Annotated in this window: 17 protein-coding genes; 3 read left to right on the top strand and 14 right to left on the bottom strand. The window is 72.7% G+C overall.

Annotation, left to right across the window (positions count from 1 at the left end; genetic code table 11):
* Window positions 1-8: 8 nt before the first annotated feature.
* The 3 genes from ACZ6NC_RS22565 to ACZ6NC_RS22555 are packed head-to-tail and all read right to left on the bottom strand — an operon-like array spanning window position 9 to window position 2,879.
* The gene (locus ACZ6NC_RS22565; RefSeq protein ID WP_465735433.1) at window positions 9-1,085 is read right to left on the bottom strand and encodes an ABC transporter substrate-binding protein; all 1,077 of its coding nucleotides are present in this window, start codon (window positions 1,083-1,085) and stop codon (window positions 9-11) included.
* A 50-nt stretch (window positions 1,086-1,135) separates the two neighbouring features.
* On the bottom strand, window positions 1,136-2,026 hold the full coding sequence (locus ACZ6NC_RS22560) for an ABC transporter permease (RefSeq protein WP_465735431.1): 891 nt from the start codon (window positions 2,024-2,026) through the stop codon (window positions 1,136-1,138).
* Window positions 2,016-2,879, bottom strand: coding sequence for an ABC transporter ATP-binding protein (locus ACZ6NC_RS22555; protein ID WP_465735429.1), 864 nt, complete (start codon window positions 2,877-2,879; stop codon window positions 2,016-2,018). The genes ACZ6NC_RS22560 and ACZ6NC_RS22555 overlap by 11 nt, the downstream gene beginning before the upstream one ends.
* A gap of 370 nt (window positions 2,880-3,249) precedes the next feature.
* On the opposite strand from ACZ6NC_RS22555, the gene ACZ6NC_RS22550 reads away from it, so the two are divergent.
* Complete coding sequence (locus tag ACZ6NC_RS22550) at window positions 3,250-4,926, top strand: ATP-binding protein (protein ID WP_465735427.1); 1,677 nt, start codon at window positions 3,250-3,252, stop codon at window positions 4,924-4,926.
* The gene (locus tag ACZ6NC_RS22545) at window positions 4,926-5,615 is read left to right on the top strand and encodes a response regulator (RefSeq protein WP_465735425.1); all 690 of its coding nucleotides are present in this window, start codon (window positions 4,926-4,928) and stop codon (window positions 5,613-5,615) included. The genes ACZ6NC_RS22550 and ACZ6NC_RS22545 overlap by 1 nt, the downstream gene beginning before the upstream one ends.
* An 82-nt stretch (window positions 5,616-5,697) precedes the next feature.
* On the opposite strand, the gene ACZ6NC_RS22540 is transcribed toward ACZ6NC_RS22545, so the two are convergent.
* From ACZ6NC_RS22540 to ACZ6NC_RS22515, 6 genes are all read right to left on the bottom strand, one after another.
* Complete coding sequence (locus ACZ6NC_RS22540; RefSeq protein WP_465735423.1) at window positions 5,698-7,407, bottom strand: solute symporter family protein; 1,710 nt, start codon at window positions 7,405-7,407, stop codon at window positions 5,698-5,700.
* Window positions 7,404-7,766, bottom strand: a complete 363-nt coding sequence (locus ACZ6NC_RS22535; RefSeq protein WP_465735421.1) for a DUF485 domain-containing protein — start codon at window positions 7,764-7,766, stop codon at window positions 7,404-7,406. The genes ACZ6NC_RS22540 and ACZ6NC_RS22535 overlap by 4 nt, the downstream gene beginning before the upstream one ends.
* A gap of 394 nt (window positions 7,767-8,160) precedes the next feature.
* Window positions 8,161-8,892: a response regulator gene (locus tag ACZ6NC_RS22530; RefSeq protein WP_465735419.1), complete on the bottom strand. Its 732-nt coding sequence runs from the start codon at window positions 8,890-8,892 to the stop codon at window positions 8,161-8,163.
* A complete protein-coding gene (locus ACZ6NC_RS22525; protein WP_465735417.1) occupies window positions 8,862-10,022 on the bottom strand; it encodes a sensor histidine kinase in 1,161 nt (386 codons plus the stop codon). Before ACZ6NC_RS22525 ends, ACZ6NC_RS22530 begins: the two co-directional genes overlap by 31 nt.
* Window positions 10,023-10,053: 31 nt before the next feature.
* Window positions 10,054-10,539 carry a DUF1453 domain-containing protein gene (locus ACZ6NC_RS22520; protein WP_465735415.1) on the bottom strand — a complete coding sequence of 162 codons (486 nt, stop codon included), beginning with the start codon at window positions 10,537-10,539 and terminating at the stop codon, window positions 10,054-10,056.
* Window positions 10,540-10,696: 157 nt separating this feature from the next.
* Complete coding sequence (locus ACZ6NC_RS22515; protein WP_465735413.1) at window positions 10,697-12,808, bottom strand: DNA gyrase/topoisomerase IV subunit B; 2,112 nt, start codon at window positions 12,806-12,808, stop codon at window positions 10,697-10,699.
* Window positions 12,809-13,402: 594 nt separating this feature from the next.
* On the opposite strand from ACZ6NC_RS22515, the gene ACZ6NC_RS22510 reads away from it, so the two are divergent.
* Window positions 13,403-13,636 carry a DUF7455 domain-containing protein gene (locus ACZ6NC_RS22510; protein WP_396323758.1) on the top strand — a complete coding sequence of 78 codons (234 nt, stop codon included), beginning with the start codon at window positions 13,403-13,405 and terminating at the stop codon, window positions 13,634-13,636.
* 229 nt (window positions 13,637-13,865) lie between these two features.
* On the opposite strand, the gene ACZ6NC_RS22505 is transcribed toward ACZ6NC_RS22510, so the two are convergent.
* The 5 genes from ACZ6NC_RS22505 to ACZ6NC_RS22485 all read right to left on the bottom strand — a co-directional run bounded on the left by ACZ6NC_RS22505 (window position 13,866) and on the right by ACZ6NC_RS22485 (window position 21,053).
* A complete protein-coding gene (locus ACZ6NC_RS22505; protein WP_465735486.1) occupies window positions 13,866-14,672 on the bottom strand; it encodes a S1 family peptidase in 807 nt (268 codons plus the stop codon).
* A gap of 432 nt (window positions 14,673-15,104) precedes the next feature.
* Complete coding sequence (locus tag ACZ6NC_RS22500; protein WP_465735411.1) at window positions 15,105-16,748, bottom strand: RNA polymerase sigma factor; 1,644 nt, start codon at window positions 16,746-16,748, stop codon at window positions 15,105-15,107.
* Between the two features lie 468 nt (window positions 16,749-17,216).
* A complete protein-coding gene (locus ACZ6NC_RS22495; protein WP_465735409.1) occupies window positions 17,217-18,149 on the bottom strand; it encodes a FadR/GntR family transcriptional regulator in 933 nt (310 codons plus the stop codon).
* 153 nt (window positions 18,150-18,302) lie between these two features.
* Window positions 18,303-19,220, bottom strand: coding sequence for a hypothetical protein (locus ACZ6NC_RS22490; protein ID WP_465735407.1), 918 nt, complete (start codon window positions 19,218-19,220; stop codon window positions 18,303-18,305).
* Between the two features lie 3 nt (window positions 19,221-19,223).
* The gene (locus ACZ6NC_RS22485; protein ID WP_465735405.1) at window positions 19,224-21,053 is read right to left on the bottom strand and encodes an ABC transporter ATP-binding protein; all 1,830 of its coding nucleotides are present in this window, start codon (window positions 21,051-21,053) and stop codon (window positions 19,224-19,226) included.
* Window positions 21,054-21,220: the final 167 nt, after the last annotated feature.

Raw genomic sequence — 21,220 nt, 5'->3', positions numbered from 1 at the left:
GCTCGGGTTCAGCCGGTGGCAGCCTTGCTGACGAACTCGGTGGTGTAGGTGCGGGCGAGGTCGATCGTGCCTTCCTTGCCCTTGACGTCGGGGTGGAAGGCGGCGAGGACGGCGAGGACCGTCTTGGGGCCGTCGGCGGGCATCACGCCGTCGGTGGTGAACATCGGCAGGGTCGCCTTGATCGCGGCCGCGTACTGTTCGCCGCCGCCCTGCGCGTAGTCGGCGGGCATCTTCGCGGCGATCTCCTCGGGGCTGTGGGTGGACATCCACTTGAGGGTCTTCACGAAGGCGTTGGCGAGCTTCTGGGCGGTGTCCTTGTTCTTCTCCACCCAGTCGGTGTTCATGTAGAGCGAGGACGAGGGGTAGAGCCCGCCGAGCGCGGCGCGCGAGCCCTCGGGGGTGCGCATGTCGTAGAGGATCTTGCCGAGGCCCTTGTCGAGGATGTTGGCGACGGTGGGGTCGGTGGTCATGCCGGCGTCGATGGAGCCCTGCTGGAGTGCGGCGATGAAGGTCTGGCCGGCGCCGACGGCGATCGGGCTGAAGTCGGCCACCGCAGTGCCGTTCTTGACGGCGAGGTACTTGGTGAGGAAGTCGGTGGAGGAGCCGATGCTGGTGACGCCGAGCTTCTTGCCCTTGAAGTCGGCGCCGGACCTGATGGCGTCGGCCTGCTTGGTGGAGACGATCTCGACCTCGCCGGGGGCCTGGGAGAACTGGACGACCGACTCGACGTTCTTGCCCTTGGCCTGGAGGTCGATGGTGTGGTCGTAGAAGCCGACCGCGCCCTGGACGTCACCGGCGAGCAGGGCGGTGGTGGCGTTGACGCCGGCCGGTTCGCTCATCAGCTCGACGTTGACGCCGGCCTCGGCGAAGAAGCCGAGGCGCTGGGTGAGCATGGCGGGCATGTAGATGACCTTGTCCAGGCCGCCGACCATGATCTTGACCTTGGGTCCGTCGACCTGCCGGCCGGCCGGGGCGGCGCCGTTGTGGGAGGTGGAGGCGGCGTCGTTGGCACAGGCGGTGAGCGGGAGGAGCAGGCCGGCGGCGAGGGCGGCTGCGACGACTCTGCTGGTCGGGTTCGGGCGCATGGGTGGGGGTGCCTCTCTACGGACGACGGGAGGGGAGGGAACGGGGGGGTTCAGCGGCCGTCGCCGGAGTCGGCGGGCTTCCAGCGGAAGAGTTTCTTCTCGGCGAAGGTCAGCAGCCCCTCGGTGAGCAGCGCGACGACGGCGAGGATGGTCATGGCGGCGTACACGCCGGCCGCGTTGAAGGTGCCCTGGGCGGCGGCGACGAGCAGGCCGAGGCCCTTGGTGGCGCCGATGTACTCGCCGACGATGGCGCCGATCAGCGCGAAGCCGAAGCTGACGTGCAGGCTGGTGAAGATCCAGGTGGTGGCGGCCGGGATGACCACCTGCAGGGTGACCTTGCGGTTGTTGGCGCCCAGGATGCGGGCGTTGGCGACGAGGTTGCGGTCCACCTCGCGGGCGCCCTGGAAGGCGTTGAAGAAGACCGGGAAGAACACCAGCACCACCGCGGAGGCCACCTTGGAGGCCGGGCCGAGGCCGAACCAGATCAGGAAGATCGGGGCCAGCACGATGCGCGGGATGGCGTTCAGCACCTTGATGTAGGGCCCGAACACGTCGGCCAGGAACCGGATCCGGCCGAGCGCGATGCCCAGCAGCACACCGCCGGTGACGCCGATCACCCAGCCGGTGAGGGCCTCGTAGAGGGTGTAGCCGATCTGTTCGCCGAGCGAGCCCTGGGCGGTGCCGTGGGTGATCCACTGCCAGATCTGCGCCCAGATCTTCGACGGCTGGGAGAAGTTGAACGGGTCGATGACCTCGGTGCGGGCGCACAGCTCCCAGAGCCCGAGGAAGGCGAGGAGCACCGCGACCCTGGCCCCGTACACCCGCAACTTCCGGCTCCGGGCGGCCCGTTCGCGGGCCTCGGTCCTGGTGGTGGGGGCGCCCCCCGGCTTGCCGGCAACGGCGGACGCGGTGGACGCGGTGGACGCGGTCTCAAGCGGCACGACCCGCTCCTCTCTCACGGGTGATGCGCACCTCTTCGCCGAGCGAGGCCCAGATCTCGCGGTACAGCTCGACGAACCTCGGCTCCAGCCGGACGGCCTCCACCGTGCGCGGGCGCGGCAGGTCGACGGTGAAGATCTCCTTGACGGTGGCCGGGCCGGCCGTCATCACCACGACCCGGTCGGCCAGCGCGATCGCCTCGTCCAGGTCGTGGGTGACGAAGACGACGGAGGCTGCGTTGCCAGAGGAACTGGCACCGGCCCACAGCTCCAGCAGCTGGTCGGACATCAGGGCGCGGGTCTGCACGTCCAGCGCCGAGAACGGCTCGTCCATCAGCAGGATCCTGGGCTCGTTGACGAAGGTCTGGGCGAGCGCGACGCGCTTGCGCATACCGCCGGAGAGCTGGTGCGGGTAGCGGTCCTCGAAGGCGCCGAGGCCGACCCGGGCCAGCCAGTCCCGGGCTCGTTCCCGGGCCTCGGCGGCCGGGACGCCACGGAAGCGCGGGCCGGCCGTCACGTTGGACAGGACGGTGCGCCAGGGGAAGACGGCGTCCTGCTGGAAGACGAAGCCGACCTGCGGGTTGATCCCGTCGACCGCCTCGCCGTACACCCGGACGTCGCCCTCGGTGGGCTCCTCCAGGCCGCTGACCAGGGTCAGCGTGGTGGACTTGCCGCAGCCGGTGGGGCCGACGACGGCAACGAACTCGCCCTGCGCCACCGTCAGGTCGAGATCGCGGACGGCGGTGTGCAGCGCGCCGGACGGGGTGCGGAAGCGCTTGGTCGCGCCGGCCAGCTCGATCGCCGGTACCGCCCGCGCCGTGGGGGTTGTGGGGGCTGCCGCCGGGGTTGTGCTCATGTGACCTCCCGGGTCTGTGCTTGCTCCGGGAGGCTAGGAGCGGCCGGGGCAGTGGCGGGAGGCTTCTCGGCGTACTGCGGGTTCTCCGCGTTGAGGGGTGTTCTGCTCGTTTTGCTTCCGCTACAACAGCGGGGACGCGGCTGACAGAAACACCTCGGAAACATAGGGTGTGCCGACCACCCGCCCCACAACCCGCCGACCGGCCGGAAAGCCCGCCCACCGGCCGGGCGCGGCCCAGGCCCCCAGACCACCCGCCCACCCGCAGGACCGCCCGCCCGTAGGACCGCCTGCCGGAAAGCCCGCCCGCCCGAATGTCCGGATGCCCGTAAGCCCGCCCGCCCGCCCGCAGGACCGCCGAGAGGAGGCCCGGATGAAGCACCCCCGTTGGCCCCGCCGGGTCTTCGCCCAGTTGCTGCTGAGCCAGACCGTGGTCACCGTCGGCGTCACCATCGTCACCGCCGGCCTGTTCCTGGCGCCGGTCAGCTCCGAGCTCGACCACGACGCGATGCAGCGCGCGCTGTCGATCGCCCAGGCCACCGCCAATGACGAGGTGATCGCCCGCGCCGCCGAGGCCCGCGACTCCGCGACCGCGCAGCGCAACGCCGAGCAGATCCGGCTGGCCACCGGCGCCAGCTTCGTCGTGGTCACCGACCTGGACGGGATCCGGCTCTCGCACACCGACCCGGACCGGATCGGCCAGCGGGTCTCCACCGACCCGGAGCCGGCGCTCAGCGGCCGCAGCGTCACCGCCATCCAGCAGGGCACGCTGGGGCGCACCGCACGCGGCAAGGTGCCGCTGCGGATCGCTGACGGGCGGATCGTCGGCGAGGTGTCGGTCGGGATCAGCGACGACTCGATCCGGCGGCGGCTGCTGAAGATGCTCACCGGGATCCTGCTCTGCGCGGGCGCCGGCCTGGCCGCGGGCACCGTCGCCACCCTCGCGCTGGCCCGCCGGCTGAAGCGGCGCACCCACAACATCGCGCTGGCCGACATCTCGGCGCTGCTGGTGGAACGCGAGGCGATGCTGCACAGCATCCGCGAGGGCATGGTGGCACTTGACGAGCGCGGCCGGATCCGGCTGGCCAACGACGAGGCGCTACGGCTGCTCGGCCTGCCCGACGGCTGCACCGGCCGGCCGATCGACGAGGTGCTGCCGCCCGGCCGGCTGGCCGACGTCCTGGCCGGCCGGATCGCCGGCACGGACCTGCCGGCCGTCCGGGACGACCGGGTCCTGGTGGTGAACCGGATGGCGACGGCCGAGGGCGGCGCCGTCGTGACGCTGCGCGACCGGACGGAGCTGGAGTCGCTGGTCCGCGAGCTGGACACCACCCGCAGCCTCACCGAGGCGCTGCGGGCGCAGGACCACGAGCACGCCAACCGGATGCACACCCTGCTGGGGCTGCTGGAGCTGGGCCGGCACGAGCAGGCGGTGGCGTTCATCTCCGAACAGTCGGGCTCGCACGCGGTGGTCGCGGCGCGGATCGCCGAGCAGGTGCAGGACCCGCACGTCGCCGCGCTGCTGGCCGGCAAGGCGGCGGTGGCGGGCGAGCGCGGCGTCCGGCTGGCGGTCGCCCCTGCCGCCCACCTGCCGGACGCGGTGGTCGACGCCCGGACGCTGGTCACCGTGCTCGGCAACCTGATCGACAACGCCGTGGACGCGCTGGCTCCGGGCGGCGGCGGCCGGGTGGAGGTGACACTGGCCGCGGCCGGTTCCACCCTGCTGGTCGAGGTCGCGGACAGCGGCCCGGGCGTGCCGGAGGAGCTGCGCGAGCGGGTCTTCGAGGAGGGGTGGAGCAGCAAGGACGCGCCCGCGCACCGGCCGCGCGGGCTGGGGCTGGCGATGGTGCGGCGCCTGGTCGGGCGGAGCGGCGGCCGGATCGTGCTCGACACCGGCCCGCTCGGCGGCGCCCGGTTCACCGTCGAGCTGCCCGAGGCGCTCCACGACGAGCCCGTGCACACCGAGGCCGTACACACCGACACCCTGCCCGCCGATGCCCGGCACCCCGCGGCCGGGACCCTGCCCACCGCACCGCTCGTGGAGGCGTGATGATCGACGTACTCGTGGTGGACGACGACTTCAGGGTCGCCGACGTGCACGCCGCGTACGTGGCCAAAGTGCCCGGGTTCCGGGTCACCGGCACCGCGCACTCGGCCGGCGAGGCGCTGGCCGCGCTGGAGCGCCGCCCGGTCGACCTGCTGCTGCTCGACCACCACCTGCCGGACGAGACCGGCCTCGCCCTGGTCCGCCGGCTCCGCGACCAGGACATCACCTGCGACGTGATGATGGTGACGGCCGCCCGGGACGTCTCCACCGTGCACGCGGCGATGCAGCACGGCGCCCTGCAGTACCTGGTCAAGCCGTTCACCTTCGCCGGGCTGCGGGAGAAGCTCGTCGCCTATGCGCAGCTGCGGCACGCGCTGGCCGGTACGGCCGCCCGCGAGGCCGGCCAGGACGAGGTGGACCGGCTGTTCGCGACCCTGCGCAGCGCGGCGGCCCCGGCGGCCGCCCTGCCCAAGGGCCACTCGGCGCCCACCACGGATCTGGTCCTCGGGGTGCTGCGCCGGGCTGGCCGGCCGCTCTCCGCCCAGGAGGTCGCGGACGCCACCGGGTTGAGTCGCTCCACCGCCCAGCGCTACCTCAAACAGCTGGAGCGCGACAGCCGGCTGCGGCTGACCCTGCGCTATGGCGACACCGGACGGCCCGAGCACCGCTACGTGCTGGCGGCCCGCGCCTGAGTGCCGTCGGCCCGCGCCCGGGCCCGAACACGCCGAACCCCGGCGGGTTCCAGGCCCGCCGGGGTTCGGAATGGGGCGCCGCTCAGGCCGCTCCGGCGCCGGTGAGGGAGCGGACCTCCAGCTCGGCGTAGCGGTCCGGGTCGGCCGGCTCGGGCGAGGTGATCGTGCCGATCCAGCCGGCCAGGAAGCCCAGCGGGATGGAGACGATGCCCGGGTTCTCCAGCGGGAACCAGTGGAAGTCCACCCCCGGGAAGAGCGCCATCTTGGTGCCGGAGACCACCGGCGAGAAGGTCACCAGCACCACCGCCGGGATCAGCCCGCCGTACACCGACCAGACCGCGCCGCGCGGGGTGAACCGCCGCCAGAACAGGCAGTACAGCAGCACCGGCAGGTTGGCCGAGGCGGCGACGGCGAAGGCCAGGCCGACCAGGAAGGCCACGTTCATCTGCTGGGCGAAGAGGCTGAGCGCGATCGCGACCGCCCCGATCCCCACCGCCGCGATCCGCGCGACGCCGACCTCCTGGCGTTCGGAGGCCTCGCCGCCGGCCCCGTCGCCGTCCGCCCGGCCGGCGCGGACCCGCCGTGAGGCCGGGACGGCGGCCCGTCGGCTCCGGCGGCGGCGCGGGCGGCCGCGCCAGGCGCCCGCCCAGATGTCGTGGGCGAAGGCCGCCGAGGAGGCGAGCGTCAGCCCGGCGACCACGGCGAGGATGGTGGCGAAGGCGATCGCCGAGATCAGCGCGAACAGCACCACCCCTCCGGTGGAGCCGTTGCCACCGCCGAGCACCAGGGCCAGCAGCGGGACTGCGGTGTTGCCGGCCGGGTTGGCGTGCCGGACCTCGGCCGAGCCGACCAGGGCGGTGGCGCCGAGGCCGAGCGCGATGGCCATCAGGTAGAAGCCGCCGACCAGTCCGATCGCCCACATCGTGGAGCGCCGGGCGGCCCGCGCGGTGGGCACGGTGTAGAAGCGGGAGAGGATGTGCGGGAGCCCGGCGGTGCCCAGTACCAGGGCCAGGCCGAGGCTGAAGAAGTCCAGCCGGCTGGTGAAGGTCTTGCCGTACTTGAGCCCGGGCTCCAGGTACCGCTGCCCCGCACCGCTGTGCTGGGCGGCCTGCCGCATCAGCTCGGCGACGTCCCCGTGGAAGCGCACCATCAGCAGCACGGTGAGCAGCACCGAGCCGGCGACCAGCAGGACGGCCTTGACGATCTGGATCCAGGTGGTGGCCCGCATCCCGCCGATCGTGACATAGACGATCATCAGACCGCCGACCGCGACGATGGTCCAGGTCCGGGCCTCGGAGCTGTTGGTGCCGAGCAGCAGGGCGACCAGGCTGCCCGCGCCGACCATCTGGGCGACCAGGTAGAACAGGGTGACGACGACGCTGGCGCCGCCGGCCGCCGCCCGGACCTTGCGCCGGCGCAGCCGCAGCGCGAGCACGTCGGCGAGGGTGTACCGGCCGGCGTTGCGGACCAGCTCGGCGACCAGCATCAGGACCACCAGCCAGGCGACCAGGAAGCCGATGCTGTAGAGCACGCCGTCGTAGCCGTACAGCGCGATCAGCCCGGCGACGCCGAGGAAGGAGGCGGCGGAGAGGTAGTCCCCGGAGAGCGCGAAGCCGTTCTGCAGCGGGGTGAAGTCCCGGCCGCCGGCGTAGAAGTCCTCGGCGGCGCTGCCCCGTCGGCCCACCCAGAGGGTGATGCCCAGGGTGACCAGGACGATGACGGCGAACAGCGCGATGGCCAGGTCGTGGTGGTCCCCGGTGGGGGCGACGGGGGGCGGGGTGGCGGTCCTCATCGCAGCTGGTCCTGGGTGTCCCAGCGGAGGCCCAGGGCGGCCCGGTCGCGCTTGGTGCGGGCGTTGCGGGCGTAGAGCCAGGTGAGCAGGAAGGTCGAGGCGAACTGCAGCAGCCCCAGCAGCCAGGCCACGTTGAGCGGTCCGGCGATCTGGCTGCGCATCACGCCGGGCGCACCGGCCTGGGCGGCGACGTACATCAGGTACCAGCCGAGGAAGGCGCCGCTGGTGGGGAAGACGAAATCGCGGTAGCTGCGCTTGATGTCCTGGAAGGCGTCGCTGGCCTGGACGGCGCGGTAGACCTCGGTGCTGGCGTCGACAACCGGCGGGGACGCGACGGGCGGGACCGGCTGCGGGGGCACCGCCTCACCGCGGGCCGGCCGGGCCGATGCCTGGACCGGTGGCGAGGCCGATGCCTGGACCGGCGTCGAAACCGGTGGCGACACCGGTGCCTGGACCGGTGCCTGGACCGGTGCCTGGACCGGTGCCTGGACCGGTGCCGGCCTCGGGGTCGGCGCCGGTCTCGGCGTCGGCGCCGGTCTCGGCCGGCCGGACTGGGGGGCGGCGGCGGGAGCGGCCCACCAGTCGAATCGCTGCCCCTGGCCGGGGCTGCTCGTCTGCGGCTGTGGCACTGCTGCTCCTGGGCCGAGGGGTGTGCTGACCGAACCATGATGGAGGCCTACAAACCCCGCAAACTCCCATTGCAGATACGTTCACTCGATGAGGTGATCGATGATCCGACAGACACTCATGCGACTACTGCTGCGTACCAGTGATTCCGTGTCGGAACGCGTATGCGACCGCCTGCGCCCGGTCCCGGACGGCGGTCTTGGCGAAGAGGTTGTTGATGTGGGTCTTCACCGTGGCCGGGCTGACGAACAGCCGCCGGGCGATCTCGGTGTTGGAGAGCCCCTCGGCGATCAGCGCCAGCACCTCGGCCTCGCGGGCGGTCAGCCCGTCCGGAAGCACGCCCGCGGACGCCGCCGGGGAGTCCGCGGCGCGCTCCGGATTACGTGCGGGGCCGGCCGTGGGGGCCGCGTCCGCCAGCCGCTCCAGCAGCCGCAGCTGCACCTGCGGTGAGAGCCCGGCCGCGCCCGAGCGGACGTCCGCAATGGCCCGGGCGATCTCCTCGCCGCCCGCGTCCTTGGTCAGGTAGCCGCGCGCCCCGGCCTGCAGTGCCGGGAACAGCGAATCGTCGTCGGCATAGGTGGTGAGCACCACCACCTCGGTCTCCGGGTGGGCGCTCCGGATCCGGCGGGTCGCCTCGACGCCGTCGCAGCGGGGCATCCGCAGATCCATCAGGACCACGTCGGGGTGGTGCCGCTCGACCAGGGCGACGGCCTCCTCGCCGTCGGCGGCGGCGCCGACCACCTCGATGCCCGGCAGCAGCCCGAGCAGCATGACGATGCCCTCGCGCACCACCGTCTGGTCGTCCGCGACCACCACTCGGATCGCGCTCACGCCGGCACCCGCAGCAGCACGCGCCATCCTCCCTCGTCCGGGCCCGCCAGCAGGGTGCCGCCGAGCAGTTCCGCGCGTTCGCGCATCCCCAGCAGACCGTACCCGCTGCCGCTGGCCGCCAGCTCGCCGGCCGGCTCGCCGCGCGCCGGGCGGGTGTTGCGCACCTCCAGCTCCACCGCCTCCGGCAGGTAGCGCAGTTCGACGGTGCAGCGTGTGCCGGGGGCGTGCTTGCGCACGTTGGTCAGCGCCTCCTGCGCCGTCCGCCGCACCGCGAGCCCCGCCTCCGCGGCCAGCGGGCGCGGCGTACCGGTGACCGTGAGACCGGCCCGCTCACGCCCCGTCAGCTCCACCAGGAACTCCCCGACCGGGGTGAACTCACCGCGCAGCACGGAGAGCGCCTGCCGGGTCTCGGCCAGGCCGTCCTGTGCCATCCGCCGGGCGGCCACCACCCGTTCGCGGACCTGCTCCCGGTCGGTGCCGGCGTCCAGCATCAGCCGCGCCGCCTCCAGGTGGACGAGCTGCGCGGAGAGGCTGTGGGCCAGTACGTCGTGGATCTCCCGGGCGATCCTGGCCCGTTCGGCGAGCGCCGCGCTCTCCGCCTCGGCGGCCCGGGCGGCCCGTTCCTGGGTGAGCAGCCGGCGGGCGGTGCCACGTGCCTCGGTGTCCAGCCGCAACAGGTAGCCGAGCACGCTGAGCCCCCCGATCGTGGCGCAGACGGCGAGCCAACTCTCCCAGCTGGCCGCCGCGTAGGAGCCGAACGCCACCACGGCCGTGACCAGCGCGGCGGCGATCGGCAGCCGGACCAGGGCGGCGACCGCGAGGCCGGCCCAGGTGAAGTCGGCCAGCACATAGGCCTGCCCCCACTCGGCGAGCCAGGCGGAGCCGATCAGGGTGGCGGCCAGGACGAAGGCGGGCCGTGCCCGCTGCTCCCGGCTGACCTTCAGGAATGCGAGCCACTGCGCCACGACGGCGACCATCCCGGCGCTGACCGCGACCACGCTCCAACCGGTGTACGCCCCCCGGGAGTACGTCCCCCAGACCAGCGTGACGAGCAGCACCGTGCGGCCCAGCACGGTGATGGTCCGCCGCGCCGGGCTCTCCGCGTCCCGCTCCAGCCCCTCCCGGGAGGGCCAGCGGGTCCAGCTCCACCCGGGCACGGGCACTCCTCCTGGCTCGACGGACCGGCGGTCAGCCGGTCATGGTGGCGCGGTACGAGGGCTCCAGGTTCCGCGCCCTCCAGTTCACCACGAGCGACCTGACCAGCAGCAGGACCGCCAGGCCGAGCAGCAGCGCGCTGCCGCTCTGGCGGACGTGCAGCGCCGAGCCGATCCCGAACAGGCCGAGCCGGATGGCGATCATGCCGGTCCAGGCCGCCACCGTGGCCTTGGTTCCCTGCGCCCAGAGCGCGCCGTCCTTGCCGTGCCAGAGCCGGACGGTCCAGCCCCAGACGCAGCCCATCGCGAGCACCACCAGCAGCGAGGTGACGAGCAGTGCGACGGCCGGGGCCTGGTGTGCGTGGTCGACCAGCTGTGGGTCGCGCAGCGCGAGCACGGCGAGGATCAGCGGCGCGAGCCAGAAACGGCGCTCGGTGTCCAGGCGTTGGGCACGCATCTGGCGCTGGACCACCAGGACCATCACCGCGATGATCACGAGGATGTTGACGAGGCCGCTCATCGGTCTCTCCGTTCCGGCGGAAGGGGCTGGGCTGACCTCTCCGACGCTACGGATCCGGCGCCGTCCGGTGATCGGAGCCGGGGTGGACCGGGGGTGGACCGGGCAACGCGAAGGCCCTCCACCCACGGGTGGAGGGCCCTGGCGCGGAACGGGCTGCTCAGGCGTCGATGCGCGAGCGGTCCAGGGTGGCCGCCGAGTCCACGATGAACTCCTTGCGCGGGGCGACGTCGTTGCCCATCAGCAGGTCGAAGATCTTCTCGGCCTGTTCGAGATCGCCCAGGTTGATCCGGCGCAGCGTGCGGTGGCGCGGGTCCATGGTGGTCTCGGCCAGCTGGTCGGCGTCCATCTCGCCGAGACCCTTGTACCGCTGCACCGGGTCCTTCCAGCGCAGGCCCTTGCGCTGGAAGTCCAGCACGGTGGAGCGCAGCTCGGCGTCGGAGTAGGTGTAGTGGTACTTCTCCTGGCCGCGCTTGGGGTTGGTGAGCTCGATGCGGTGCAGTGGCGGCACGGCGGCGAAGATCCGGCCCTGTTCGACCATGGGCCGCATGTAGCGCTGGAAGAGCGTCAGCAGCAGGATGCGGATGTGCGAGCCGTCGACGTCGGCGTCGGCCATGAAGATGACGCGGCCGTAGCGGGCCTGGTCGATGTCGAAGGTGCGGCCCGAACCGGCCCCTATCACCTGGATGATCGAGGCGCATTCGGCGTTCTTGAGCATGTCGCTCACGGACGCCTTCTGCACGTTGAGGATCTTGCCGCGGATCGGCAGCAGGGCCTGGAACTCGGAGTTGCGGGCCAGCTTGGCGGTGCCGAGCGCCGAGTCGCCCTCGACGATGAAGAGTTCGGTGCGGTCGACGTCGTCGCTGCGGCAGTCGGCGAGCTTGGCCGGCAGCGAGCTGGTCTCCAGCGCGGTCTTCCGGCGCTGGGCCTCCTTGTGCTGGCGGGCGGCGACCCGGGTGCGGGCCGCGGCGACGACCTTCTCCAGCACCGCCCGGGCCTGGACCTTCTCGTCCTTCTTGCCGGAGGTCAGGAAGGCCTTGAGCTCCTTGGCGACCACCGCGGCGACGATCCGGTTGGCCGCCGAGGTGCCCAGCACCTCCTTGGTCTGGCCCTCGAACTGCGGCTCGGCGAGCCGGACGGTGACCACCGCGGTGAGGCCCTCGGTGGCGTCGTCCTTGGTGATGTCGTCCTCGGCGACGCGCAGCAGCTTGCCGGCGCGGAGCGCCTCGTTCACGGTCTTGGCGAGCGAGCGCTCGAAGCCGGTGATGTGGGTGCCGCCCTTGGGGGTGGCGATGATGTTCACGAAGGAGCGCAGCGTGGTGTCGTAGCCGGCGCCCCAGCGCAGCGCGATGTCCACGCCGAGGTGGCGGGTGACCTCGGTGGGCGTCATGTGGCCGAGCTCGTCCAGGACGGGGACGGTCTCCTTGAAGGTGCCCTCGCCGCGCAGCCGCAGCACGTCGCAGACCGGCTTGTCGGGCGCGAGGAACTCGCAGAACTCGGCGATACCGCCGTCGTAGCGGAAGGTCGACTCGTCGACCTTGTCGCTCTCGGTCAGCCGCTCGTCACGGACGACGATGGTCAGGCCGGGGACGAGGAAGGCGGTCTGCCGGGCCCGGCTGTGCAGGTGCTCCAGCGAGAGCTTGGCGTCCTTGAGGAAGATCTGCCGGTCGGCCCAGTAGCGGATCCGGGTACCGGTGCGGGTCTTCGGGACCTTGCGGGCCTTGGTGAGGCCGTTGGCGGGCTCGAAGGGCGCGTCCGGGCTGGTCTCGGTGAAGATGCCGGGGGTGCCGCGGCGGAAGCTGATCGCGTGGGTGTGGCCGCCGCGGTCGACCTCGACGTCCAGGCGGGCGGAGAGCGCGTTGACGACGGAGGCGCCGACGCCGTGCAGACCGCCGGAGGCCGCGTACGAGCCGCCGCCGAACTTGCCGCCGGCGTGCAGCTTGGTCATCACGACCTCGACGCCGGAGAGGCCGGTCTTGGGCTCGACGTCCACCGGGATGCCGCGGCCGTTGTCGCGCACCTCCACCGAGGAGTCCTCGTGCAGGACGACGTCGATGCGGTCGCAGTAGCCGCCGAGCGCCTCGTCGACGGAGTTGTCGATGATCTCCCAGAGGCAGTGCATCAGGCCACGGCTGTCGGTCGAGCCGATGTACATGCCGGGGCGCTTGCGGACCGCCTCCAGGCCCTCCAGGACGAGCAGGTGCCGAGCGGTGTAGTTGGAACCGTCGTCGCCGGCCAGCAGTGCGGACGGCACGGTCGTTTCGGCACTCACGCGGCACTCTCCTCGGTGAAGTTCTGTCTCATCGGTCACATCCGACCCGGTCATGTCCGGCTCGGTCACATCCGACCCGGTCACATCCGGGGTGGCATCCGGCCGCAGCCGGACCGTCCGCCAGTGCAGCACACCGCACCGACAGCCGTTCCCCTGTGTGTGCACACCGCTCCGCCGAGTGCACAGCACGGCGGTCCGGTCCCGCGCAGCTTGTACGCGCTGCGCGAACAAGCGCCGCACCGGACGACGGCCGCCGGGGCGCCATCTCCTCCCGGTACCACCGGTCCTGGCGGATCGTGGGGCCGGGCGCAGGCTCCGGAACTGCCGTTATGCAGGCTACCGGGGCCCGGGACGGGGCTTATGCTCCAACCCAGCAGAGGATTATGCTACGCGGACCTCGCACCCGGTCCCGATCGGGCGTTCGAGCGAGAGGCGGATCCTGGGATTCGGTACGCATGAACCACCGGCCCCCGGGGCACGTCCTCATCAACACAGCAGAATCCTCAAAGAAGAAAAGCCACGAGCGGGAACGTTTTCGGCCTGGTTGGATGTTGACCCTGGTACGACAGCTCGTCGAGCTAGAGAAGAGGCGACGTGACTACTGTTCTGACACCTGCGAGCCCGCTCACCGCGGCTGACCGCTGCGACCGCTGCGGCGCCCAGGCTTACCTGCGCGTCGTACTCGCCAGCGGCGGAGAGCTGCTCTTCTGCGCCCACCACGGCCGGAAGTTCGAGCCCGAGCTCAAGAAGATCGCCGTGGAGATACAGGACGAGAGCGGCCGTCTCAGCGGCACCACCACGGCCACGGCCAGCGACGAAGAACGCTGAGCCCAGGCGCCACAGCAGCAATCAGCGACGAGCTGTGTCCGGCCGCGCACCGCGCGCGACCGGCGAGCCGGGCGACAGGTCCCCTTCCGGGGCCGGTCGCCCGGCTCTGCTGTTCTCGGTCCGTCGTTCCCGGGTACTTCCCGGCCCCGGTCAATCCCGTCTCCGGTGCTTCCCGTCTCCGGTGCTTCCTCCAGGCCGGCCGATGGCGCGTCAGAACGTGACGCCACCACTACAGCACGGAGTGCACCGCGTCCGAGACCGCGCCCACCCTGGTGTAGACGCCCGGGTGTGCCGCCTCCGCGCAGCCCGTTCCCCAGGAGACCAGCCCGGCCAGTCGGCCCGCGACGACCAGCGGACCGCCACTGTCCCCCTGGCACGCGTCCTTGCCGCCCTTCTCCTCCCCCGCGCAGACCATGCCGCGGGCGTCGAACCGCCCGTCCGACCCGCCCGGGTAGGCCTGCGCACAGGTCTGGTCCGGGATGATCGGCACACCCACGCTGCGCAGCGTGGGTGAGTAGTTCCCCGTCCCGGTGGTGTCCCCCCAGCCGTAGACCTGTGCCCTGGTGCCCGGCTGGTACGGCTCGGTCTCACCCTGGCCCACCAGGTCGATGACCGGCCGCGCGCCCTGCGACTCGGTGAGCGTGAGCACCGCCACATCGTTCATGTTGGCGGCGAAGGCGTAGTCGGGGTGGATCCAGACCGACTGGACCGGCACCTCGCGGCCGGCCGAGCCACGCAGATCGTCCCGGCCGACCACCACCTTGAGGCCCGGCCGGTCCACCCGCTGGCCCTTGGACTCGTCGTAGAAGCAGTGCGCCGCCGTCACCACCTTGGTCGGGGCGACCAGCGCACCGCCGCAGAACTGCCCGGAGCGGCCGTTGCCGAACTGCTGGCGGCTGGCGACCGCCACCATCCACGGGTGGTCGGCGGTACTCGCACCGGCCCCGCCGACGATCCGGCCCTGCGCCTGGGCGGGGGCGGCCGCCGGGCCGAGCGCGACCAGCGGCGCGGGCAGCGCAGCGAGCACGGCCAACACGGCGGCCCGGTGGCGGCGGCGCGCCGGCCGGGCGGCCGGGCGTGCCGGTGTCGGGGCGGCGGTCGGCAGATCCGCGCGGTCCGGATTGGGCAGCACCGTGTCTCCAGTTGGCTCGGCAGCAGGCAACCGGCACAGCGTAGGTGATCGACTACGCCCTGCGACCGCTTCTCGTGGTGCCGCCACCCGGACGAGCGACAACCGCCACCCGGACGCTGACGCACCCGGCCCCGGACGTGCGAAAAGGCCCCGCGGACGCGCGACGGGGCCCGATGCGGACACGGCGAGGCCGCACGGACGCGCGGACGCGGCCCGCCAGGCATGCGAAGAGGCCGCGCCAACATGCGGAAAAGGCCTCGCGGACATGCGAAGAGGCCCGGAGCGGTGTGCTCCGGGCCTCTTCCGCAGGGCTACCGCCCTACATGGTCCTGCCTGTCAGTCCAGGTAGTCGCGCAGCACCTGGGAGCGCGACGGGTGGCGCAGCTTCGACATGGTCTTGGACTCGATCTGGCGGATGCGCTCACGGGTGACCCCGTACACCTTGCCGATCTCGTCCAGCGTCTTCGGCTGACCGTCCGTCAGGCCGAAGCGCATCGAGACGACGCCCGCCTCGCGCTCGGACAGGGTGTCCAGCACCGAGTGCAGCTGCTCCTGGAGCAGGGTGAAGGAGACCGCGTCGGCCGGCACGACCGCCTCGGAGTCCTCGATCAGGTCACCGAACTCACTGTCGCCGTCCTCACCCAGCGGGGTGTGCAGCGAAATGGGCTCGCGGCCGTACTTCTGGACCTCGATGACCTTCTCCGGGGTCATGTCGAGCTCCTTGGCCAGCTCCTCCGGGGTGGGCTCGCGGCCCAGGTCCTGGAGCATCTGGCGCTGGACGCGGGCCAGCTTGTTGATGACCTCGACCATGTGCACCGGGATACGGATGGTGCGGGCCTGGTCGGCCATCGCGCGGGTGATCGCCTGGCGGATCCACCACGTGGCGTAGGTGGAGAACTTGTAGCCCTTGGTGTAGTCGAACTTCTCGACCGCGCGGATCAGACCGAGGTTGCCCTCCTGGATCAGGTCCAGGAAGAGCATGCCGCGGCCGGTGTAGCGCTTGGCCAGCGAGACGACCAGTCGGAGGTTGGCCTCCAGCAGGTGGTTCTTGGCGCGGCGGCCGTCCTCGGCGATGATCTCCAGCTCGCGCTTGAGCTTGGGAGCCAGCTTGTCGGCGGCCGAGAGCTTGTCCTCGGCGAACAGGCCGGCCTCGATGCGCTTGGCGAGCTCGACCTCCTGCTCGGCGTTGAGCAGCGGGACCTTGCCGATCTGCTTGAGGTAGTCCTTGACCGGGTCGGCGGTGGCACCGGCGACGGCGACCTGCTGGGCCGGGGCGTCGTCCTCGTCGTCGTCGGAGAGCACGAAGCCCTGCGACTCCTCCTCGGGCTCCGCCTCCTCGCCGGCCTTGTCGCCGGGGAGGGCGACGTCCTCGAGGAGCTCCTCCTCGCCGACGAGCTCCTCGTCGCCCTTGCCCGCCTTGGCGGACGCGGTCTTCTTGGCGGCGGTCTTCTTGGCCGGGGCGGCGGTCTTCTTGGCCGCGGCCTTCTTGGCCGGGGCCGCCTTCTTCGCCGCGACCGCCTTCACCTCGGCGGCGACGCTGGTCGCCCCCTCGGCGGTGATGTCGGCGGACACCGTGCTGACCGAGGCGGCGGCGGCCACGACGGCCGGAGCGGCGACGGGGGCACCGGGCGCGATCCGCACGGGCGGCTTGGTCGGGGCCGCCGGGGCAGCCGGGTTCCGGGTGGTGACCGCCTTGGTGGCGGTGCGCTTGGTGGGGCTCTTGGCCGCGACGCTCTTGCGCTTGGCGCCGGCCGGTTCGGCCGCGCTGACCATGAGATCCACCCCCTCCTCAATCAGCACCTGGTTGAGGCTGCGCATGACGTTCTTCCACTTGGTGACCGGGATCTGGTCCGCCTCGAACGCCTGGCGCACGTCGTCACCGGCGATCTGCCCCTGGGCCTTGCCCCGCTCGATGAGCGCCAGCAGAGCCGCGGACTCGGCGATCTCGGGGGGAAGTGAACGGGATGTGCTGGCCGACACGAACAACCTCTCGGACGATGAGTGGACTCGAACCCGTACCGGCCGCCCGAGCGGGCGGGGAAGGAAATCGCGCGTCAGGCACGCGGTGTCGATTCCGACCGACTCGGGCTTGAGGACTGGGTTTGCAGGACGGCAGCAGCGCCGCAGACCAACACAGCATTCTGACATGTTGGGGTATTCCGGAGCTGCTTCCGCTCTGGAGACATCGCTGCTACTCGTCAAGTGTTACGCATGGCCTTCGTGTCGCGGGTCACACCGCTCGGCGCCCGCGACCCGGGGCCGGCTTCCATCATCGCGCACTCGCGCCGAAGTCGGTTGGCATGGGCAGGACATATCAGCGTGGCGAGAGGCCCGGGGCCCGGACGGGCGGGTGGGCGGCCCGGCACGAAAGGGCCCTCCGACCGCGCCGTGGGGTGCAGCCGGAGGGCCATGGGTTCGCCGGGGTCGCTCGGTCGCAAGGTGGGCGGCTCAGTGCTCCCGAGGGGCCGGGACGGACGGCTCGATCTCCGGGTGGACGGTGAGCAGCGCCCGCATCGCGACCTCGCCCGCGGTGCCGTCACCGGTGCCGAGCGCGTCCACCAGCCGGGCGTGCAGGCTGACCGAGGCCTCCGAGGGGCGCTCGCAGGCCGTGGCCGGACCGCCGGACACCTGGAGCGCACCGGAGACGATCCCGGAGAGGTGCTCCAGCATCCGGTTGCCGGCCATCTGCAGGACGAGGGCGTGCAGCTCGGCGTCGGCCCGCGAGAACGTGGAGAGGTCGGCCTGGGCGGAGGCGTGGCCCATGATCTCGATCAGCTCGACCAGCCGCTGCTGGACGTCCTCCCGGCCGTGGCCGGCGGCGAGCCGGGCCGCCAGCGGCTCGATCGCCCAGCGGAGCTCGAACAGCTCCCGGCGCTGCTCGTCGCGCTGCGGGCCGAAGGCACGCCACTCGATGATGTCCGGGTCCAGCAGGTTCCAGTCGCCGACGGGACGGACCCGGGTGCCGACGTTCGGCCGGGCGCTGACCAGGCCCTTGGCCTCCAGCACGCGCAGCGACTCGCGGACCACGGTGCGGGAGACCTCGAACCGCTGGCCGATCTCCTCGGGGACGAGCGGGCGGTCGGCGCCGAGGTCACCCGAGACGATCATCTGACCGAGCTGCTGCACCAACTGGCCGTGCAGACCGCGGCCGCGGCTGCTGGTGGTCTTGCGGCCGACCCGGGCCAGGTCCGACTCGGCGCCCTCCCAACGGGGCGCCGGCGGGATCGGCCGGTCGGCGTACGAGAAGCGGTCCAGGTCGCCGGAGCCGGGGATGGCGCCTTCGGCGGAACGGGCGGGGGTCATGGTGGGGTGCGCAAGGGTACTCACAGGTCCTTTGTCGGCGATCGGCGGGCGCAGCTTGAGGATTCTCGTGAAAAGCACACGAAAGGGTGATCGACCGTGACTGGATAATTGACTTCTTATCAGGAAGAACCGCGCATTACGGTCACAGCTGGTCGATCTTGGCGGACCGTCAGTGACGGCCGGGCCCCGGCGGGGCTGTCCGCGAGAGCCGGGGCGGTGCCTTCAGGCGCCTCAGAGCGCGCGGCGACGGGCCTGGACCAGGAGCGTCGCGAGCAGCAGCACCAGGGCGGGCGCCGCCACCGCCGCCAGCAGCGCGGGATCGGTCAGTGCCGAACCGCCCGCCGCAACCCTGCGGTCCCCGCCGTACACCCATCCGTACGCCCACTCGATGCCGGACTGGAACGGCAGCAGCTCCGCCGCACGGGTCGGCCAGGCCGTCCCCGTCTGCCGCAGCAGCAACGCCACCCCGGACTCCAGCAGCGGCGGCAGCGCGCAGAGCAGCAGCACACCGGCGGCGGCACTGCGGGTCAGCGAGGCCGTGAGCACACCCGTCCAGCCCGCCACGACCACCAGCCCGACGAAGGCCAGCAGCGCCGCCGGTACGCCGTGGCCGACTCCGAGGGCCACCGGGGCGAGCAGGCCCGGGAGGTCGGCGAGCCCGGTCAGACCCGCCGAGGACAGCGCCCCCGACACCCCGTCCGAGAGCGCGGCCGGGTCCGACCAGGCGGCCACCGTCACCCCCGCCGGCAGGGCGAGGTTCACGGCCACCGCGTCGACCAGCAGGGTGGCCAGCGCCAGCAGCCCCGCGACCGGACCGATCACCACCAGCTTGGCCAGCAGCAGCCGCACCCGCCGCAGGTACGACACCTGCGAGGCCGGCAACCCCGGGTGCCGCACCTCGTGCCCGTAGGAGAGGGCGCCCAGCACCCCGGCACCGAGCGCCGCGAACGGCAGCGGGATCAGCGGGACGGTCGCCGTCAGCAGCCGGACGCCCGCCAGCCCGGACAACGAACCGGACAACGGGCCGGTCGGCGTCTGGGCGGCCAGCACGGCGGCCACGACGGCGTCGCAGAGCAGCACCGCGGCGAGAAGCAACCAGGTGGAGCGGAGGCCGCGCAGCCGGCGCAGCTCGTAGGCCAGGGCACGCACGGTTCACTCGCTCCGGTGGTCGGGGGTGTGGGAGGACGCGGGGGTGGAGGTCTGGGCAGGGTCGAGGCTGTGGGCGGGCTCGAAGCTCTGGGCGAGGTCGGAGCCGCAGGCGGGGGTGGAGCTCCAGCCGGGGGCGGAGCTGCGGGTGTGGTCAGAGATGTGGGTGGGGTCAGAGCTGTGGGTGGGATCAGAGCTGTGGGTGGGATCAGAGCTGCGGGTGGGGGCGGCTTCCGGGTCCAGGCGGCCGAGGCGGATGGTGTCGGCGGTCAGCAGGTCTCCGGCGGCGGCCTCCTCCGACCGGTCGCGGGGCGTGGTGGCGGCCTGACCAGCACCGCCGGGCCGGACCAGAGCGCTGAGGCCGTCCCGGAAGAGGCGGTCCACGGCGACGGTCGGGGAGGTCTCGGCGGGGTCGGCGGGGTCGGCGGGGTCGGCCGGATCGGCCGCGTCCGGGCCGGAGGGCGGAGCGGGCGGGGCCGGGCGGGCCGCTCTGGCGACCGCCGACAGCGCGGTCGCCGCAGAGGTGGAGGCGGCGGCCCCGGCGGCGGCAGGGGCGGGAGTGGAGGGGAGGGCGAGGGCGGGGAGTGCGACGCCCGCCGGCGTCCTCGTGGTGGACTGGGGCACGTGGGCCTGTCCGGCCCCGGCCGCCTCCGATGCCCGGGGCCGGACAGGCTCCGGCCTCGGCTCCTCGCTCACCGCAGGCATCGCCTGAGTGGCCGTTGCCTGGTCCGCCACCGGCTCGTCCGCCGACCGGCGGGCCTTCACCGGGCGCGTCCTGACCGGACGGTCCGGCACCGGTTCGGCCGACCTCCGACCGGCCGGGGCCTGAGCGGCCGGCATCTGACCGGCCTGCTCCCGCTCGCCCCGTGCCCGCTCGCCCAGCCCCTGCCCGGCCGGTGCAGGGCGGACGTGGAGGTGGCCGGAGCGGCCCGAGGCCACGGGCAGCGTGGCGCGGGGAGCCGGCTGCTCGACCACCCGGTCGGCGAGTTCGTGCAGCAGGATGCCGTGCTGGTAGGCGAGTTCGCCGATCTCGGTACGGCCGATCCCCGCCACCGCGAGGCCCGCCCCGCCGTCGCGGCGCACCTGCGCGCCCTGGCCGACCAGAAGATCGGCGAGCCGGGCCATCTGCGGCCCGCGCACGGCGACCTCCGGGCTGAGCCGGGTTCGGCGGAACTCCGCCTCCGGCTGGTCGGCCACCATCCGGCCCTGGTCGAGCGTGATCACCCGGTCGGCGAGCCGGGCGGCCTCCTGCGGGGTCCGGGTGGTCACCAGGACCGTCCCGCCCGCCACGCCGAACGAGCGCAGGAAGGAGTGGAACCACTCCACATTGCGCGGCGACAGGCCCTCGGTGGGCGCGTCGAGGACGAGGGTGCCGGGGTCTCCGAGCAGGGCGGTGGCGAGCGCCAGCCGGCGGTGCATGCCGGGCGAGAAGGTGCGCAGCCGCTGCTCGCAGACGCTGGCGAGCCGGGTCTGCTCCAACAGCTCGTCGGCCCGCCGGGCCGGCACTCCGACGGCCGCCGCCAGCATTCTGAGGTGGCTCCGGGCCTTCCGGCCGGGGTGCCCGGCAACGGCCCCCTCGGCTCCGCCCGGGCCGGGCAGCAGCACGCCGACCTCCCGCTCGGGGTGCCGCAGCCGGCGGTAGGTGCGGCCGTCGAAGAGCGTGACGCCCTGGCCGCGTTCGAGTTCGAGCATCAGCCGCAGCGCGGTGGACTTGCCCGCACCCTCGGAGCCGAGCAGCACCGTCACCGCTCCCGGACGGGCGTCGAAGGTCAGATCGAGCACCGCCGGCGGGCCGCCCCTGCGGTAGACCTTGGTCAGTCCGGTGATCTGGATCATCGCTGGCTGCTCCCATGCCCTCGGCCGACCTGCGTCCCTGCGCGACGCGGGGGGGGTGGCCCGCAGGAACGCGTAGAGAGAAGAGGGGGGGGGAACAGGGGTCGTAGGGATGCTGGGGGAGGGGGGGGGGGGGGTGGGGCAAGCCCCTACCACACAAGAGGAAGCGC

Source organism: Kitasatospora sp. NPDC041988 (genome assembly GCF_055588525.1).
Note: the sequence above shows the minus strand (reverse complement) of the source record. Positions and strands in the feature narration are given on the sequence as shown.